Source organism: uncultured Microscilla sp. (assembly GCF_947493425.1).
In the GTDB taxonomy this organism is placed as follows: Bacteria; Bacteroidota; Bacteroidia; order Cytophagales; family Microscillaceae; genus Microscilla.
Window position 1 is genome coordinate 1 of record NZ_CANLRP010000108.1, and the last position, 18,188, is coordinate 18,188.

Consider the following 18,188-nt stretch of genomic DNA (forward strand, 5'->3'; position numbering starts at 1 on the left):
AAATATTGAAATATTTATATTAAAAAACTTGAATTTTAAGATAGTATCTATCGACTAAATACTATGGACTATTGTTGCATATCACTAAATTAAATTCTATTTTTGCACTCATTTTTTAGAAAACTATATATCAATTTGGTTTTAAATAGAGAAGAAAAGTGGATACGGTAAGTTACAAAACCATTTCGGCTAATAAAGAAACTGTTCAGAAAGAATGGGTCATCATTGACGCAGAGGGCGCAGTGTTGGGACGTTTGGCTAGTGAAATTGTAAAAGTTTTGCGCGGCAAGAACAAGCCTTCTTTCACACCTCACGTAGATTGTGGTGACAACGTTATCATTATTAACGCCGAAAAAGTGCGCCTAACTGGCAAGAAGTGGAGTGATAAGAAATACGTTAGACATACTGGTTACCCAGGTGGTCAACGTTTCACTACACCTAATGAATTGATGGCTAAGAATCCTGCGCTTTTGATTGAAAAAGCAGTAAGAGGGATGCTACCCAAGAATCGTTTGGGGAGAAAAGTATTTCACAACATGCATGTATATGTAGGTAGTGAACACAAGCATGAGGCCCAACAGCCCCGTAAAATAGAACTAAAATTCTAATTCTTTTAAAGAAGTTCACCAAAACAGGTGAAAAACTAAGAATTTCATGACAGACGTTAAAGAAGTTAAAATTATCAATACTATAGGGAGGAGAAAGACCTCAATTGCACGAGTGTATTTGCAGGAAGGATCTGGACAGATCACTGTAAACAAGCGTGACTTTGCTGAGTATTTCCCTACTGATGTTTTACAGACTATTGTAAAGCAGCCAATCGTAGCCGTAGATGCAAATGAAAAATTTGACATTCGTGCAAATGTGACAGGAGGCGGTGTTGCCGGACAGGCAGAGGCTCTGAGACATGCGATTGCCCGAGCATTGACGTATAAAGGAAAAGCAAAACAACGCGACGTTCAAGAGCAAAAAAGAGCGATTGCGACAGATGCAGAAGAACAACCTGTATTTACCTACCCTGATAAACAAAATTATGCTCATCTGATAGATGCCGATGCCAATCGGGAGATTTTGAAAAAGGAAGGACTACTTATTCGTGACCCTCGCATGGTTGAGCGTAAGAAGTATGGTAGAAGAAAAGCACGTAGAAGATTCCAGTTCAGTAAACGTTAAACCAATCAGAGCATGAGTAGAGTAGAATATAAAGATTTGCTTGACGCAGGGGTTCACTTTGGACACTTAACTCGCAAGTGGGACCCAAGAATTGCTCCATACGTGTTTATGGAGAAAAACGGCATCCACATCATTGACTTAAATAAAACTTTGGTATGCTTAGATGATGCATGCAATGCATTGGCTAAAATCGTTCGTGCTGGAAGAAAGGTAATGTTCGTAGCAACCAAAAGACAAGCGCAAGAAATTGTAGCTGAGGAAGCCAAGAGGCTAAGAATGCCTTACGTAACTGAGCGTTGGTTGGGTGGTATGCTCACTAACTTTGCTACAGTGCGTAAATCATTGAAGAAAATGTCTTCAATGGACAAAATGATGAAAGAAGAGGCTTTCAAAAACATGGCAAAGCGTGAGCGTTTAATGATTACTCGTGAGCGCGAAAAGCTTGAAAGACTATTGGGTGGTATTGCAGACTTGACCCGTTTGCCTGCTGCACTATTTGTAGTGGATGTTAAGAGAGAGCACATTGCTATTGCAGAAGCTCATAAGTTAGGTATTCCTGTATTTGCTATGGTAGATACTAACTCTAACCCTGGTGCTGTACAGTTTCCAGTACCTGCCAACGATGATGCATTTAAATCAATTCAAGTGATTACATCTACAGTAGGCAAGGCAATTGAAGAAGGGCTAAACGAGAGAAAAAAGGACAAAGAGGAGCAGAAGTTAGCCAAAGAAGAGCAAGCTAAACGTCAGGTAGACGCGAAGGCAGAAGAAGCAAAAGCTGAAAAAACAGAAAATGCTGACAAGGCAGAAAAAGCCGAAAAAGCAGACTAAATATTTGGTAAGCATTAGTGCAAGTCAGTAGATTTTTAATAAAATAGCGTTTTATACCTGCCAGGTTTTGGAAACCTGGCAGGTATAGGCAAGTAGACTTTTAAAATACTTGATGCAAATATTAAATTTCAATTGTCTATGCTATTGCTTACCCGTATATAAAAATATCTAGTAACTTACTTAAATCAACATTGGGTCAATAGAGCTAATGTTGATTTTTTTTTGATACAATAGTTTAGGTTGCCCTATAGCATTACCCGACTTATCAAGTTAAAACGTAGTTACTGTTTCAATACTCCGCAGTGATTTTAGTCAAAGTTGTTTGCTGTTTATCAGTCATTTATGAATTTAAAAACTATTTAATTGGGTGTTTAGGAACGATGCAAAAATAAAGTTCTATAGTTTAAGGAAATATTTTTTGGTCAGGTGAGGTCAAAAAACGCGGCATAGCCATAGCTATGGCAAGTTTTTTTAACGAAGCATGTCCAAAAAAGATGAGGTTAAGAATGCGTATTTATTTTGACACCGTTCCTTAGGAATGGTGAGAAATTAAATTACCATTCTTGAGGTAGAAGTTTTGTTTTGAGACGAGGCTATTTTTTACGCCCATAGCAGCGCTACGGGCAATAAAAATAACGAAGTATCAAGGCGAAAGATCACCTCTCAGAGTGTAAATTTATTTTTGAACAATTCCTTAGGCATAAAACCGAAACACTTTTAAAAATAAAGTGAGCATACAATCTCAATATAAAATGCTGGTTTACAGCATTTAACAAGGTAAACATTTACTTGAATCAGCTATGGACTATCGACTAAATACTATGGACTATTGTATTTGTAATATTCAAAGTTTTGCTTTTTTGTTTTCAATGTTATCATTGATTCAACTATTTTTGCACATATCGGAATGAAACACTTCATTCCTTCATCTTTATTTTATCAAACCTTATAAAATTACGAAAATGGCTATTTCAGCACAAGACGTAAAAAAACTGCGCGAAATGACTGGCGCAGGTATGATGGATTGTAAAAAAGCACTTCAGGAAGCTAATGGCAATTTTGATGAAGCTGTAACCATCCTACGTAAAAAAGGACAAAAAATATCTTCAAAAAGAGCGGATAGAGAGACTACCGAAGGGGTAGTATTTATAAATGAAACAGAAGACGGTAAACAAGCAACTTTAGTTGCCTTGAGTTGTGAAACTGACTTTGTGGCAAAAAACAAAGATTTTGTAAACCTTGGTCAGGCGGTTTTGAAAGTAGCCACTGACAATGCCCCTGCTGATTTGGCTGCTTTGAAAGGCTTAAGCATCGATGGCCGCTCTATCGAAGAGCACTTGACTGATCTGATAGGTAAGATTGGTGAGAAAATAGAAGTATCTGCTTATGAGCAATTAAAAGCTGATAAAGTGGTATCTTATATTCACAATAATGCTAAAATCGGTGTTTTGGTAGCTTTGAATGGTGCCAACGGTGACGAAGTAGCTGGAGTAGGTCGTGACATTGCCATGCAAATTGCGGCAATGAAGCCTGTGTCGGTAGACGAAACCGGTGTGCCTGAAGAGGTAAAACAACGCGAAATAGAAATTGGAAAAGAGCAAGCCCGCAAAGAAGGAAAGCCTGACAATATTTTGGAGAAAATAGCGATGGGTAAATTGAACAAATTCTACAAAGAAAACACTTTGTTGCACCAACAATTTGTAAAAGATAGCTCTAAAACTATCAAGCAGGTATTGGCAGATGTAAACAAAGACTTGAAAGTAGATACCTTCAAACTAGTGTCTATTGGTTAAGCAAATAGAAAAAGCCTGGTAAACCAACGTTTATCAGGCTTTTTTTTGTGGATACTGCCCTGAGGCACCCACAAAAAAAGCACCCCAGTAGTGAGGTGCTTTCTTATATTTGATAATAAGTAATGGAGCCTATTGCTGAACTACAAACTCAATTTCTGCTACACGGTCAAAGGCTGGACTACCCGAACCTGTAATGCTGATTACACGAATATAACCTTTCTTGCCAGTGGTACCATCTTGAACAAAACTATAAGTTTTGCCAGCAGCAATTTCTACTACTTTACTAGTAGATTTAGCAATGTTATTTTCTACATTAAGAGCCGTTACTGAACCTAAATCAGTAGGGCCACTAGTTTCTTCTTTAAAGAATGTAGTTCGAGGTGCATCCATTGCAGGGTTACCTGTATTTAGTGCTTCTGCTGCTCTTTGATCTGGTGATACTATGATAGCTTTATCTTTAAACTGAGTTGTACTATTTGTTCCACCAGTGCCAAAAGTGATGTCAATCACACTTTGGTTAGCTTTTGCCTGAGCGCTTTTGTATACTGTGCCAGTAGAACTTGCTAAATAACTTCCCTCAGCAGAGTTTATATCACCTAGTTTTACAGTCACTTTACCTCTCAATAAAGGTACACTACCACCACCACCTTGTCCAGTAGCTGCTACAGTATATTTAGCGGTTGCAGTTACATTTTGGTCGCTGTCGTCTATGAGTGTTACAGATATGGTTACTTCTGTACCAGCATCTTCGGTTACGTCTATAGTAAAATTAGCCGAGATAGCAGTATCACCCGCATTGAGGCCACTCAAAGTAAAAGGAGCGTCAACGCCACCTACCGTTTTTTTACCGCTTCCTGCCTTGAATCCGCCAGGAATAGCCGCAGTTAATTTATAAGTAATTTTATCACCTTTCTCGTAACTAGGGTTAGTGGCTGTGCTGGCATCTGCCAAGGTAGCAGTTGGAGCAGTTACTGTTGCATCCTCGCTTTTTTTACAGCTACTAAAAAATATAACACTGGCTATTGCGATTAGTGAAAAAAGTTTAGTCAATGATTTTGTCATTGTTTGTGAAATTTAAATTGTTTAAAAAATATGGTTTAAAAATAGGTTGCGAATTTAGAAGAACTAAGGTAACAAGGTTAATTTTATTTCCTTATTTTTTCTTCTTCATAGCTTTTTTTCTTTTGCGTTTTCCTTTACGGGTATCAGGATATAATGTTACATCAATAGTACCACCTGATCCCGAATTGATCTCTTCTTTGATGAACTTCCGTTTAGAAAATACCAATACAGAACCTGCACCAGCTGCGATGGAATATCTACCATTGCTATTGGTAGAAACTCCAATTGTAGTGCCTTTGATCATGACAGTAATGCCAGAAAGGGCATTGCCTTCCATGTCTTTTACTGTGCCACTAACTGTACGACTCTGCGCCTGAATTTGTGTCGAGGCGGCTAAAAAAAATGCAAAGAAAAACAGAAATAGGAATTGTTTTTTCATAATTCAAGTTGTTTATGTGATTATTCTAATATGATTAATATTTGGTTAATATTTGTTCAATCCGATGCTTAAAATCAGCCAGAGACATTGCCCCTGATTGTCGCCAAAGCACATTGCCTTGATAAAACAATATAAACGTAGGAATGTTTTGTACCTGGTATTTTTGAGCAATGGATTGATTTTTTTCTACATCAATTTTTATGATTTTAATTTTACTATCCAGCTCGCTGGCAAGTGCTTTTAATACAGGAGCCATTGTTTGGCAAGGAGCACACCAATCAGCGTAAAAGTCTACCAATACAGGTATGGCATGATTGGTAATAAGATCGTGAAAACTCTTTTTCATAAAATTTTAGGGTAATGACGCAAAACCGTGTAGTAGAGTTGTCAAAAAGCTCAAAGGTCTGCTTTTATTTCGACAAACTTACTTGATTGTTCTACAAAACCAATCATCGATGTTTTGATAGTTTTTGTATTATTTGGGCAAAAAGGGGAGTTATAAAGTGGCAAGCACTTGTTCTACCTGAGTTTTACTCATTCCAGGACGAATTTTATTGCTGTAAAGCAGTTGGATAAGTTGTTTATCGATACTGGCATATTGGGTAGCACGCGAAAACTTTTGATAAAAAATACTCTCCGCGTATTTGTGTGAGTCGTTCATGAGCCCCAAGGCTTGAGTAAGTTCTTCTCTCAGTAAGTGTTTGCGGGTATCGGGGGCTTTCATCATACTCGTGTTTACATACATACTGCCTTTGTCTACACTATTTTTCGGGGTAAAATATACATAAAACAAGGCAAGGTTGCGATTGGCGTATCTTCGGGCGTTGGGTTCTACTTTGTTAATGTAGTCATTAGATGAACCAAAAAAGATGAAAAAATTGGCTTGAGTTTTACTAAAAACCCTTTGCATTCTGACAGGGCGTATCAGTTGATTCAGTTCCCCCATAATCTTATTGAGTTCGGTTTCCAGGGCGGGTATTTTTTCACCCATCACAAATATTTTTATATCTTTTGTCCACTTCACAATTTTGCGACCCTTCCCAAATTCACTGCCTACAGCTATTTCTTTGAAGTATTTTTTTACTGCTGAGGAGTAACTTTGAGCAAAAGTAGTAGATGATGTTACCAGTGCTATCAGACTGCACAAACCTATAACAAGTTTGTAAGAGTAGAGGGTGTTTAAAAAATTATTCATTATGAGAGGTGCATTTTGTAATGTTCGTAAAAATATTATTGTATAACCTTGATCAGTCAAACGTAAAACTGTGTTTTTGGTTAAAAGATTTTATATTTGTTTTACAAATAAGTCGGCGAAATGTTCTAAATCGACTATAAAAAATATAATATAAGAGGACTAAAGTATAGAATTATGCGAAAATTATACAATATATCATGTTGGTGGATAATGGTGGGATTGCTCTTGCCAATGTTAGATGTTCAGGCGCAGCAAAAAAAGGTCGTCACCGTTGAAGATGTTTGGCAGTTTAAATTTTTTGCGCGAGGAGTAAGAGGGGTAAACTGGATGAAGAATGGCCGATACTATACCACCCGTCAAGGAAACAAAGTAGTCAAATTTGACATCAAGACCCGTAAGGCAGTGGCTACCTTGTTTGAAGGAAAGTCGTTGCGCTTTGATGCTTATGGTTTAAGTGCCAGAGAAGATAAGTTGTTGCTGGCTACTCAGACCGAGGCAATTTATCGTCGTTCGTCTAAATCATATTATTATGTATACGACATTAACACCAAAAAACTAGACAAGCTCACCAATCAGCCTGGCAAACAGTTGCACGCGAGTTTTTCGCCCGACGGCAGTAAAGTAGCCTTTGTACGCAATAACAACATGTTTGTAGTAGATCTTGCGACTAAAAAAGAAACACAAATCACCAACGATGGTCAGTGGAATCACATCATTAATGGAAACGCTGATTGGGTATATGAAGAGGAGTTTTCATTTAGTAAAGCATTTTTTTGGTCACCCGATAGCAAAAGGATTGCGTTTTATAAATTTGACGAAAGCAAGGTCAAAGAGTATAATATGCAGCGTTGGGGAGGGCAAAAGCAACCCTATGCCATAGATTACAGGTTTAAATACCCCAAAGCAGGCGAAGACAACGCTGTGATACAAATACTGGTATACAATGTGACTACTGCCAAAAGTGTAAAAATGGATATAGGCGCTGAGCAGGATATGTATATACCTCGCCTAAGGTGGACTCAAAACCCTGAGTTATTGTCTATACGACGTTTGAACCGTTTACAAAACAAACTTGAATTGTTGCATGCCAATGCCAACACTGGCAAAACTCAGGTAATACTTACCGAAGAAAGTAAAACTTATGTGGATGTAGATTTTACAGATGACCTGACATATTTGAAAAATGGAAAAGAATTTATTCATACCAGCGAAAGAGATGGATATAAGCACATTTATTTATATAAGCTCAATGGTAAATTGGTTCGTCAGATCACCAAAGGCAATTGGGAAGTGAGGAGTTTGGCGGGCATTGATGAAAAACGTAAGCTTTTATACTTTACTTCTACCGAAGTATCACCCTTAGAGCGGCATTTATACCGAATTGATATAAAAGGAAGAAAAAAGGTGCGTATGACCAAGGCTAAAGGTACCCATCGAATTAATTTTAGCCCTGATTTTAAATACTATATTGATACCTATAATGCAGCTGCTATACCCACAAGAGTAAGTTTACACGAAGCGCCATCGGGTAAACTGCTACAGGTATTAGAGGAAAACAAACGCCTGAAAAAACGCCTGGAGAATTATCAAATTAGTTACAAAGAGTTTTTTAATCTGAAAACCTCCGAAAACGTATCATTGAATGGTTGGATGATAAAACCCCATAACTTTGATAAAAATAAAAAGTATCCAGTGCTCATGTTTGTATATGGAGGACCAGGGTCACAGCAAGTAACCGATAGTTGGGATGCTTACAACTTTTTTTGGTATCAGTTATTGGCAAGTAAAGGCTATATGGTAGTATGTGTAGACAACCGTGGCACAGGTGGCAGAGGGAGAGCTTTTAAGCACGTAACCTATAAACAATTGGGTTATTATGAAACCATTGATCAAATAGAAGCAGCTAAATATTTAGCAAAACAACCTTATGTAGATGCTAGTCGAATAGGTATTTGGGGCTGGAGCTATGGTGGTTATATGTCTTCTTTATGCTTGATGAAAGGGGCAGATGTATTTAAGGCAGCTATTGCAGTAGCCCCAGTGTCTACCTGGCGTTTTTATGATACTATTTATACTGAGCGATTTTTGCAGCGCCCACAGGACAACGCGAAGGGCTATGACAAAAACTCCCCGTTGAACCATGTGAACAAACTCAAGGGCAATTACTTATTGGTACACGGCACAGGCGATGATAATGTACATTTTCAGAATGCAGTAGAACTGCAAAATGCACTGATTAAAGCAGGTAAACAATTTCAGTCTTTTTATTACCCCAATCGTACCCATAGCATATTTAGTCAAGGTGCTCGCCCTCATTTGTATACTATGATGACTAACTTTTTATTGAAAAATTTATAATTATTGAAGTCAAGTAAGAATTTGTTTAAATTTTCGTACTTAGGAATGGTACCAAAATAAATTTACATTCTTAACCTCATCTTTTGAGGCTATACTTTGTTAAAAAATAGCCGAATAGCGCTGCTATTAGCCGATTTTTTACCGCGTCTAGCAACAAAATATTTTAGCGTTACTATAGAAGTTTATTTTTACACCATTCCTTAGCGTGATTTTCGATGAATTTTAAACAAGCTCTAATGATATACAAGGGTGGTCTTTAGAGATCATCCTTGTTTTGCCTTTAGTGCTTTTCTGGATACTTGGTAAGGCGATGAATAGCTGTTACCCTCAATAGATTAACAAGAAAATAACACTCTGTGTAAAAGGGTTGATAATGAGGGTTTTGTAATAGGTATAGGTGTACCGTTTACTCTTTAACCCAAGGTTTATATAGGGGCGGGGGTTCCCTGTTGCGTCATAAGAGTACCAACAAAGTAAGCATATCCAAATACTCAAGCCTCAAAATACAATCAATAAGCTGTATGATAGTGCCTACAAAAATACCTGTAAGCGGTACAATTGTATTTGAGGGAAGTAATTTAGTTTGAGTTATGCTTGTTTTTTTACCATAAAACCTTATATTTATTATATTATCACCCTATTCTAAGTCTATGAGCATTACGAACTACATGCGAATCTTTGGGCTTTTAGTTGCGTTGTTATCGGGAGAGTTTATTCAAGCCCAAAATTATCAAGGGTTTCAGTTTAAGAAGCCCCACCGCAAAAAACTCAAAAGAAGTTTCACTCAATACAATAACCTGATTATAATTCCTGTCCAAATTAATGGTTCCAAATCTTTTAATTTTATTCTTGATACTGGTGTAGGTAGCACCCTTATTACTGACCCCTCAGTAGCTTTAGCTTTAGATTTGCCCATGTTCCGAAAACTTAAAGTAGCCGGAGTGTCAAGGCAAAACCGACTTAAGGCACACGTATCAAATATTGAGTCTATAAGAATATTCAAGGATATAGTCGCGCTCAAGCAATATGTCATTGTGCTTGAGGAAGATGTACTTAACCTTTCGGGGTATGCTGGAATTCCTATTCATGGCATTATTGGTTACGACTTGTTTAGCAAGTTTATTGTAAAAATTAATTATGATTACCATAAGATTACATTTTATAACCCTGAACGTTTTAACTATCGCAAAAAGAAAAAACATGAAGTGTTGCCTATCAGGATAGAGGCTAAAAAACCAATATTGGAGGCAAAGGTGTGGTGTGAGCATCACAAACAGGCAGCACCAGTAAAGTTAGTGTTTGATACAGGAGCAGGGCATGCTTTGCTCTTGTATCAAAACTCCAGCCCTGGTATAAGCCTTCCCACAAAAACGATCAAATCTCATTTGGGGGCAACCTTGAGCGGCAATCTTATAGGTAAGCTGGGTAAACTAAAACAAATACAGTTAGGGAAATATACTTTACCCCAGGTGGTTACTTCATTTCCCGACTCGTCGTCCTATGTTTCTATGAAAGGTTTTACTCCCAGAAATGGTAACATAGGGTTGGGTATTATCAAACGTTTTCATACCATTATAGACTATCCCAATAAGCGTTTGATTATTAGACCCAATCGTCATTTCAAAGAGCCCTTTGATTATAATAGACTGGGAATGGAAATTATAGCCAAAGCTCCTACGTACAAAACTTTTTATATTGCACAAATGCGTGAAGACTCCCCTGCAATGAAGGCAGGGCTGAGAAAAGGAGATCAGATATTGGCAATTGATAAAAAACCTGTATATAACATGAACATCTCAGAAGTATATGGCAGGCTATATGATCATAAGAAAAAAGCAGACAAAATCTTTATATATGCCCTGAGAGGGCGAGAGCTGATTATTGCTAAGTTAAAGGTGGCCACATCATTGTAGGCTTACAGTGATATTGTCATTATACAAAGGAGTCAGGTATACATTGCCTGACTTTTTTTGTTCGATCCTGACAATTTGAAGATGAAACATCAACCATGTATAGGGCTATTTTGGCGTATTTTGAAGCACCAGATACGCTATATTAGTTCAATATGTCCGAATTTACAGTGTTTTATGAGTAATTTGTGTGGTTAAAAATGTCATTTTGACACGTTTTTTAGCTTCTGGGGGCTTGGCACAAGCATTGATCAATACCCAAGTGTAAACTTAGGAAGTGGATGATGGGCATACAGATATAATCTATAACTATCACTACCATCATAGCCTGGTTTTAAATCAAAATCACAAAAAAAATTACTCTAAAATATAATTACTAATAAAATGGGAAAGATCATAGGTATTGACTTAGGTACTACCAACTCCTGTGTAGCTGTGATGGAAGGCTCTGAGCCGGTAGTAATCCAAAATAGTGAAGGAAGACGTACAACCCCTTCTATTGTCGCGTTTTTGGATCAGGGTAAAGGTGAGCGAAAAGTAGGTGATCCGGCAAAGCGTCAATCTATTACAAACCCTCAGAACACGGTTTACTCTATCAAACGCTTTATGGGTAAACGTTATCAGGAGGTAAGCAATGAAATTGGACGTGTACCTTACAAAGTAGAAAGCGGTGCAAACGATACTCCCCGTATCCGCATTGGTGACCGTTTATATACTCCTCAGGAGATTTCTGCAATGACTTTGCAAAAGATGAAGCAAACAGCAGAAGACTATCTGGGAACAGAAGTAACAGAAGCTGTGATTACAGTACCTGCTTATTTCAACGATGCAGAGCGTCAGGCAACCAAAGAAGCCGGACAAATTGCTGGTTTAGAAGTAAAGCGTATTATCAATGAGCCTACTGCTGCGGCATTGGCTTATGGTATGGACAAGCGCGACAGAGATATGAAAATTGCGGTGTTTGACTTAGGTGGAGGTACATTTGATATTTCTATCCTTGAGTTAGGCGACGGTGTTTTTGAAGTAAAATCTACCAATGGTGATGTACACTTGGGTGGTGACAACTTTGACGAAAGGGTAATTGACTGGTTGGCTGAAGAGTTTCAAAAAGACGAAGGACTTGACCTTAGAAAAGACCCTATGGCTTTGCAACGCTTGAAAGATGCAGCAGAAAAAGCCAAAATTGAATTATCAAGCTCTACTTCTACTGATATTAACTTGCCGTATATTATGCCAGTAGATGGTGTGCCTAAGCACTTGGTACGTCAGTTGAGCCGTTCTAAGTTTGAACAATTAACTGATGACTTGATTCGTGGTACTTTGGAGCCTTGCAAAGAGGCTATGAAAGACGCTGGCTTGAGTGCATCTGATATTGATGAAGTAATTTTGGTAGGGGGATCTACCCGTATTCCAAAAATTCAGGAAGAAGTTGAGAAGTTTTTTGGTAAAAAACCTTCAAAAGGGGTAAACCCTGACGAAGTAGTGGCAGTAGGTGCAGCTATCCAAGGAGGAGTTTTAACCGGGGATGTAAAAGACGTACTATTACTAGATGTTACGCCGCTATCTTTGGGTATTGAAACTTTGAATGGTGTATTTACTAAATTGATTGAGTCAAATACGACTATTCCTACCAAAAAATCTGAAACATTCTCTACAGCGGCCGACAATCAACCTTCTGTAGATATTCATGTATTACAAGGTGAGCGCCCGTTGGCAAAAGACAACAAATCAATTGGACGTTTTCACTTAGGTGATATTCCTCCGGCTCCTCGTGGAGTACCTAAAATCGAAGTAACCTTTGACATTGATGCCAATGGTATTTTGAATGTATCGGCCAAAGATCAAGGTACAGGTAAAGAGCAACGTATTCGTATTGAAGCTTCTTCGGGGCTTTCTCAAGAAGAGATTGAAAGAATGCGTGCAGAGGCAAAAGCCAATGAGTCTACTGACAAAGAAGAGCGTGAAAAAATTGATAAAATGAACGCGGCTGATTCATTGATTTTCCAAACTCAAAAACAATTGACTGAATTTGGTGACAAAATTTCAGCGGATAAAAAAGCGCCTATCGAAACTGCTTTGGCAGACTTGAAAAAAGCACATGAGGCTCAAGATGTAAGTGGTATTGACTTGGCTACTAAGGCTCTGAACGATGCTTGGTCGGCTGCTTCTCAGGAAATGTATCAGGCACAACAAGAACAACCTGGTGCTGATGCTGGCAACCCTGGTGGAGGTGATCCAAATGCCAACGCAAACGGTGATGGCAAAGAGGATGTTACAGACGTTGATTACGAAGAGGTAGATGGTGATAAAGACAAGAAGTAATTGATCTAAATCACTTTGAGTATATAAAAAACCGAAGCGAAAGCTTCGGTTTTTCTTTTTTGGAAGTAACCTAAAAAGTGATTTGTGTGTTGTTGGCGGTGCTGCTAATAGATTGACTGATAAAGTTAATCATCTTTCTTATTTCATCTCCCGATGTACCCACTTTTGCCAAATGTTGTACACCCATCTCTTTTTGGGCTTGTTCAAATTGAGCTGCATTACCCACCCCAAATAAAATAGTGGTAAATGAAAAAGCGTTTTGCTCTTCGGCAATCACCTCATTTATCTTGGTTTTTACGGTTTTGGCAGGTGTATTAGAGCTATTGTCCATTCCATCAGTAATGATAAACAACAATGTTTTGGTCATCACTCCAGACGCTTCCAGATTTTCGCGGTAATCCATGGCCATTTTTAACCCTTGAGCTGTGGCATCATATAAGGCAGTACCTACCCCTGAAGGCTTAAACTGAATAGTGGGAATGCTCTTAATGGGTTGAAAACCACTTTTTACGTGTACATCATTGTTAAACTCTATGACCGATACCATCAATTGGTCTGCCACGTGCGACTTTTGCATGGTTTGGGTAAAATCGTTGAAAGCGTGATTGAGGTCTTTCTCATAAGAAGCTATAGAAGGCGAAATATCTATAATGAACACTGCATTGATAGTTTCGTCAACCTGTACCTCATCAGGGTTGAAATTATTAAAATTGAGATTAAAATCTATTGCATCAAAATCGCTCATAATTGTAGGTTTTATAGTACGTGTACCTATGTTTTTAAGTAGCTGCAAGTAGGGATAACTCACTTAGGAATGGTGAGAAATTAAATTACCATTCTTGAGGTAGAGGTTTTGTTTTGAGACGAGGCTATTTTTTGCGCCCATAGCAGCGCTACGGGCAATAAAAATAACGAAGTATCAAGGCGAAAAATCACCCCTCAGAGTGTAAATTTATTTTTGAACAATTCCTTATAGTTTGGTAGCTATACCTGCTCCTGAGATGTGTTTAATTTTGTCTTGGTGTTTAATAGTAATTTTTTATAGTTGCACCTGGTCAGATTTTACAAAACGTAATCCACGTTTTTTGGCTTCATCATAAATTGGGTCACCCAAATGTCCCATATTGGGTACGTCTGACATACAGTCTTCAATAATGATCATTTTGTCGGCTAAACCGGGGGCATAGTCCAAAGCCTGCTTTATACTGGTAGCCACACAGTGTGAACGTGCCTGACCTGCCACATATACATTCTGAAAATTTTCTAGTGTTTTTACCAAACTCTGGTTAAGCTGGGTTTCGGGGCGATCGGCTACCGGAATTTGAGCCATAAAAATTCCAAAATGCTCAGTTAATGGATAAGTACCTTTGGTAACAGCCTGGTAAAACTTACCGCGTCGTGTCCAGTGTTGTAAGGCGCTCATAAGGTTGTCATCCAAAGCACTACCCTTAGAACCTATCAGACAATGCTCTGGCCAGATACAATGAGGAAACTCTCCCTGTGCTTCTAAGTCTTGCAGGTACTTGAGCACTTTTTCAGGGTAAAACCTTGGAGTCCATTTGCCCCCTTGAGCATCCTTAAGGCTAATAATAGTGAAAGGTGCTGGAGGGTTACCATCTTTGTCTTGCCAAAACCCAGGGTGAGAAATGTCATTGACTGGATGCGAATCTAGTGTAACACAAATATGGTCTACCTTGTCGGCTTGATCGTTGATAAGCTTACTTAGGCGTTCCATGTCTTTTTCGGCACCAGGCACATAAAGTGCTCCATTAGGGTGGCAAAAATCATATTGAGCATCAATAATTAACAGCGCATTTTTGTTTGCCATAAATGATTGGTTTAGTAATGAATGAATAGTTAGGCTGTAATAACCCACTGTAGTTAGCGAGTTTGTATGTTGTAGTTTACAGCTGGAATAATTACGTGAAGAAGTTTGAATTAAACAAAAAAAAGAAGAGTTTTAATCGCCTACTCTCCAGCTGTGATGGTTTTTAAGCTTCCTGTGCAACCCCGTACTATTTTGTTAATGACTAAACAAACAAATTACTGGTACAAGTCAGGGTTTGTACCGCATCTGCGAAATACTTTATTTTTAGTAACAATTTTTTTATATTACTGCAGTTATCTATACATATTTAGAATCTATTTTATGGTAAATCATTACTATAGCCCATTACCTTTACAAAAACTAACCCTTTGGGGGTTGAAGTGGTGGCTACTAGTATGTGTTTTTACTTCCCCAGTTTTTTCTCAACGCCTTGCCGAGAAAGACAGCCTGCTCCAACTTCTCCAAACCCTACCCGATGATACCAATAAAGTAAATGTATTGAATAGATTGTGTTATTTATGCCGTGCAAACGACTCTAAAAATGCGTTGGTATATGGGAAAAGAGCGGTAACTTTATCAGAAAAGCTTGATTTTCCAAAGGGAGTAGCTTTGTCATATTTTAACCAAGGAAGAGTATACAGGATTTTAGGGAAATATAATGAGGCTATTTTACACCAAGAAAAGGCTTATACTAGATGGACAAAGTTAAAAGATTCTATTGGGTTAGCAGAGAGTTTACGGGAGTTTGGCATTGGTTATAGGAATACAGGTGATTTTCCTAAGTCCCTTAGCTATTTCCTGAAGGCAATAAAAATATATGAGGCATTAAAAAATAAGCCAGGGATTGCTAATACTGCGGCAAGCATAGGTATGTTGTACTATAAACAACAGAAGTATGATCAATCATTGAGTTATCATAAAAAGGCATTAAAAATTCATAAGAGGCTAAATATTGAGAAGAGTTTGGCGATTGATTACAATAATTTGGGAAATGTATACGCTGATTCAAACAAGCCAGACACTGCCCTTTACTACTACAATTTATATAAGAAAATTAAAGAAAGGCTAAACGATCGGAGAGGTGTTGCTATTGCCTTATCTAATATAGGATATGTGTTTGCAAAGCAGCAAAAACTTGATAAAGCCATTGTTAATCAAGGTCAGGCACTAGTTATTTATAAGCAGCTTGACTTAAAAAAAAATCAGACATACCCTTTACAATATTTGGCTGAGGCTTATGCTGCTAAAGGAGATTATAAAAATGCTTATCAAAACGGAAAAGAAGCGCTAACAATTGCAAAAAATATAAAAGCAAAGCATCGTATAATTGAAATTACCCTTTCTTTATCTAATATTTACCAACAAGCAGGTGATTATAAAATAGCACTTGATTATTTTCAGCAATACAAGGCTTTTAACGACAGTGTTTTTAACACTAGAAAGTCTCAGCAAATTGCAGAAATGGAGGCTAAATATAAAGATGAAAAGAAAGAACAAGAAAACAAGTATTTAAAAAACGAAGACATTAAAAACAAAGCACTGTTACAGCAAAGAAATAACCTGATTGCTGCGATTACTTTTGGTGCTTTATTGTTGATTATGTTGGCAATGGTGTTGTACCAAAGCAACCAACGTAAACAACGTACCAATCAGGTGTTGTTGTTGCAAAAGCAAGAGATAGAAGTGAAAACCGAAGAAATACTTGCCCAACGCGATATGTTGGAACAACAACACAAAGACATTCGTGATAGCATCAACTACGCCCGCAAAATACAAACCGCTATTTTGCCCTTATCCGAAGAAATTTCCTCTGCCATTCCTGAACATTTTATTTTTTACCAACCCCGTGACATTGTCAGTGGCGATTTTTATTGGTTTGCGATGGTTAAAAACGAGCAAACTGGTAAAACAAAGTATGTGATTTCGGTGTCAGATTGTACTGGACATGGAGTGCCAGGGGCATTTATGAGTATGATTGGCAACGATTTGCTCAATGATTTGGTCAAGGCAAGGCAAATTACCCAACCCGATATAATTTTAAACAAACTTCATAAAGGAGTACGCAAAGTGTTGAACCAGGAAGTAAGCGAAAACACCGATGGCATGGATATTTCGTTGTGTGTGATAGACCCCAATGACAAGACCATTCAATATGCTGGTGCTAATAGTGCCTTAGTGTATGTAAAAGATGATGAACGCACCCGGATAGCACCTGACCACACTTCGGTAGGGGGCGATATGCCCAAGTCGCAAGAAGGGTTCACCGCCCACACCATTTCTTATGCCGATGCCCCCGTGATGTGTTACTTGTATACCGATGGTTACCGCGATCAGTTTGGGGGCGATCGAGGTAAAAAGTTTTTACGATCGAGGATGCAAGAATTGATTTTTTATATTTCAGCACTTTCCATGCAAGAGCAACGTCGTCAAGTAGAAGAAACCATCAATGATTGGATGGAGGCGGGTGGGTTTGAACAAATGGATGATATGTTGGTGGCGGGGTTTAGGCTAAGCTGATGACTGTTATTTATATATAGGATTACTTTACTTTTAGGTGTGGACACAAAAAAACCTCACAAAAATTGTGAGGTGATATATTTTCAAGTGTTTGTTTTGTTGTTTAGCAACTACCATAGTTACGCATAAACCATCTTAGGTGGCGTCTCATCTGGCGACGGCTATAGCCTGCTTCTTGATACCAATGTCTCATTTTTTGAGGATCATTTTGCCACAAATCCATGAAAGCATCAGGGTTTTGTTGAGCAAAAGCTGTTGGGTCTTCTCCATCCATTCCTCCTTTTACCTGATTCATTTCTTCAATTGATAATACTGTCCAATTATTATTCAAGTCGTTCGTCATATTGGTATTCGTGATTTGTAAAAAATTAATTAAATCAATTATTGATATGTTTTGTCTTTTATACTCCCTTGTATACTTAAAGGTTACAGAAAGTAAGCGTCTTTTTAGGGTAAAAAAATATTTAAATGCACGCTTGTAAGAATTGAAGGTAAAGGGTGTTTTACTGAGAATATTTGGGTGTTTTAGCGTGAAGACCTTTTGTGTTGATTATGGAATAAAATTTGTAAAATTTAGTTTTTTTTGATTAAAAATATTTAGTAATGCTCTATTTAGTAGATTTTTTGTAGATAATATTTGGCGGCGTGTAAAAGTATAAGCGGGATGAAAATTTGTTAATATTATTAATAAATACTTGTTTTTGGTTATAATTGTACCATTCTATGCTTAAAAAGAATATGTAAAGGTACTTTTTATACT

15 protein-coding genes are annotated in these 18,188 nt (G+C 37.8%); 8 read left to right on the plus strand and 7 right to left on the minus strand.

Translation table 11 applies throughout. The annotated features are described in order from the left end of the window. The first annotated feature begins 158 nt into the window (after nt 1–158). The 4 genes from rplM to tsf all read left to right on the plus strand — a co-directional run bounded on the left by rplM (nt 159) and on the right by tsf (nt 3,797). The gene (gene rplM / locus Q0954_RS22660; protein WP_002698364.1) at nt 159–608 is read left to right on the plus strand and encodes a 50S ribosomal protein L13; all 450 of its coding nucleotides are present in this window, start codon (nt 159–161) and stop codon (nt 606–608) included. 46 nt (nt 609–654) lie between these two features. After that, nucleotides 655–1,173, plus strand: coding sequence for a 30S ribosomal protein S9 (locus Q0954_RS22665; protein ID WP_299460745.1), 519 nt, complete (start codon nt 655–657; stop codon nt 1,171–1,173). 12 nt (nt 1,174–1,185) lie between these two features. After that, complete coding sequence (gene rpsB, locus Q0954_RS22670) at nt 1,186–2,004, plus strand: 30S ribosomal protein S2 (RefSeq protein ID WP_299460747.1); 819 nt, start codon at nt 1,186–1,188, stop codon at nt 2,002–2,004. 962 nt (nt 2,005–2,966) lie between these two features. Continuing rightward, nucleotides 2,967–3,797, plus strand: coding sequence for a translation elongation factor Ts (gene tsf, locus Q0954_RS22675; protein ID WP_299460749.1), 831 nt, complete (start codon nt 2,967–2,969; stop codon nt 3,795–3,797). Between the two features lie 129 nt (nt 3,798–3,926). Here tsf and Q0954_RS22680 read toward each other — a convergent pair whose 3' ends face one another. The 4 genes from Q0954_RS22680 to Q0954_RS22695 all read right to left on the minus strand — a co-directional run bounded on the left by Q0954_RS22680 (nt 3,927) and on the right by Q0954_RS22695 (nt 6,493). Then, nucleotides 3,927–4,859, minus strand: coding sequence for a hypothetical protein (locus Q0954_RS22680; RefSeq protein ID WP_299460751.1), 933 nt, complete (start codon nt 4,857–4,859; stop codon nt 3,927–3,929). A 91-nt stretch (nt 4,860–4,950) separates the two neighbouring features. Then, entirely contained in the window at nt 4,951–5,298 is a 348-nt protein-coding gene (locus Q0954_RS22685) for a carboxypeptidase-like regulatory domain-containing protein (RefSeq protein ID WP_299460753.1), read from the minus strand. Between the two features lie 34 nt (nt 5,299–5,332). After that, nucleotides 5,333–5,644 carry a thioredoxin gene (gene trxA, locus Q0954_RS22690; protein WP_299460754.1) on the minus strand — a complete coding sequence of 104 codons (312 nt, stop codon included), beginning with the start codon at nt 5,642–5,644 and terminating at the stop codon, nt 5,333–5,335. Nucleotides 5,645–5,794: 150 nt separating this feature from the next. Continuing rightward, on the minus strand, nt 5,795–6,493 hold the full coding sequence (locus Q0954_RS22695; protein WP_299460756.1) for a DUF2927 domain-containing protein: 699 nt from the start codon (nt 6,491–6,493) through the stop codon (nt 5,795–5,797). A gap of 174 nt (nt 6,494–6,667) precedes the next feature. On the opposite strand from Q0954_RS22695, the gene Q0954_RS22700 reads away from it, so the two are divergent. From Q0954_RS22700 to dnaK, 3 genes are all read left to right on the plus strand, one after another. Continuing rightward, a complete protein-coding gene (locus Q0954_RS22700; protein WP_299460758.1) occupies nt 6,668–8,851 on the plus strand; it encodes a S9 family peptidase in 2,184 nt (727 codons plus the stop codon). A 650-nt stretch (nt 8,852–9,501) separates the two neighbouring features. Then, a complete protein-coding gene (locus tag Q0954_RS22705; protein WP_299460760.1) occupies nt 9,502–10,764 on the plus strand; it encodes an aspartyl protease family protein in 1,263 nt (420 codons plus the stop codon). A 381-nt stretch (nt 10,765–11,145) separates the two neighbouring features. Continuing rightward, nucleotides 11,146–13,083 (plus strand): molecular chaperone DnaK, encoded by a 1,938-nt coding sequence (gene dnaK, locus Q0954_RS22710; RefSeq protein ID WP_299460762.1) that lies wholly within the window; start codon nt 11,146–11,148, stop codon nt 13,081–13,083. Between the two features lie 70 nt (nt 13,084–13,153). Here dnaK and Q0954_RS22715 read toward each other — a convergent pair whose 3' ends face one another. Further along, complete coding sequence (locus Q0954_RS22715) at nt 13,154–13,828, minus strand: vWA domain-containing protein (RefSeq protein WP_299460764.1); 675 nt, start codon at nt 13,826–13,828, stop codon at nt 13,154–13,156. A gap of 294 nt (nt 13,829–14,122) precedes the next feature. Next, on the minus strand, nt 14,123–14,911 hold the full coding sequence (locus Q0954_RS22720; protein ID WP_299460766.1) for an isochorismatase family protein: 789 nt from the start codon (nt 14,909–14,911) through the stop codon (nt 14,123–14,125). Between the two features lie 321 nt (nt 14,912–15,232). On the opposite strand from Q0954_RS22720, the gene Q0954_RS22725 reads away from it, so the two are divergent. After that, a complete protein-coding gene (locus tag Q0954_RS22725) occupies nt 15,233–17,428 on the plus strand; it encodes a tetratricopeptide repeat protein (RefSeq protein WP_299460768.1) in 2,196 nt (731 codons plus the stop codon). A 103-nt stretch (nt 17,429–17,531) separates the two neighbouring features. Here the strand turns inward: Q0954_RS22725 and Q0954_RS22730 are convergent, their stop codons facing one another. Next, on the minus strand, nt 17,532–17,771 hold the full coding sequence (locus Q0954_RS22730; RefSeq protein ID WP_299460770.1) for a hypothetical protein: 240 nt from the start codon (nt 17,769–17,771) through the stop codon (nt 17,532–17,534). Nucleotides 17,772–18,188: the final 417 nt, after the last annotated feature.

What these genes read in the sequence shown, in the direction of transcription:
- Q0954_RS22665 (WP_299460745.1), top strand. Translation starts at nt 655, where the DNA reads ATGACAGACGTTAAAGAAGTTAAAATTATCAATACTATAGGGAGGAGA.
- rpsB (WP_299460747.1), top strand. Translation starts at nt 1,186, where the DNA reads ATGAGTAGAGTAGAATATAAAGATTTGCTTGACGCAGGGGTTCACTTT.
- tsf (WP_299460749.1), top strand. Translation starts at nt 2,967, where the DNA reads ATGGCTATTTCAGCACAAGACGTAAAAAAACTGCGCGAAATGACTGGC.
- Q0954_RS22680 (WP_299460751.1), bottom strand. Translation starts at nt 4,859, where the DNA reads ATGACAAAATCATTGACTAAACTTTTTTCACTAATCGCAATAGCCAGT.
- Q0954_RS22685 (WP_299460753.1), bottom strand. Translation starts at nt 5,298, where the DNA reads ATGAAAAAACAATTCCTATTTCTGTTTTTCTTTGCATTTTTTTTAGCC.
- trxA (WP_299460754.1), bottom strand. Translation starts at nt 5,644, where the DNA reads ATGAAAAAGAGTTTTCACGATCTTATTACCAATCATGCCATACCTGTA.
- Q0954_RS22695 (WP_299460756.1), bottom strand. Translation starts at nt 6,493, where the DNA reads ATGAATAATTTTTTAAACACCCTCTACTCTTACAAACTTGTTATAGGT.
- Q0954_RS22700 (WP_299460758.1), top strand. Translation starts at nt 6,668, where the DNA reads ATGCGAAAATTATACAATATATCATGTTGGTGGATAATGGTGGGATTG.
- Q0954_RS22705 (WP_299460760.1), top strand. Translation starts at nt 9,502, where the DNA reads ATGAGCATTACGAACTACATGCGAATCTTTGGGCTTTTAGTTGCGTTG.
- dnaK (WP_299460762.1), top strand. Translation starts at nt 11,146, where the DNA reads ATGGGAAAGATCATAGGTATTGACTTAGGTACTACCAACTCCTGTGTA.
- Q0954_RS22715 (WP_299460764.1), bottom strand. Translation starts at nt 13,828, where the DNA reads ATGAGCGATTTTGATGCAATAGATTTTAATCTCAATTTTAATAATTTC.
- Q0954_RS22720 (WP_299460766.1), bottom strand. Translation starts at nt 14,911, where the DNA reads ATGGCAAACAAAAATGCGCTGTTAATTATTGATGCTCAATATGATTTT.
- Q0954_RS22725 (WP_299460768.1), top strand. Translation starts at nt 15,233, where the DNA reads ATGGTAAATCATTACTATAGCCCATTACCTTTACAAAAACTAACCCTT.
- Q0954_RS22730 (WP_299460770.1), bottom strand. Translation starts at nt 17,771, where the DNA reads ATGACGAACGACTTGAATAATAATTGGACAGTATTATCAATTGAAGAA.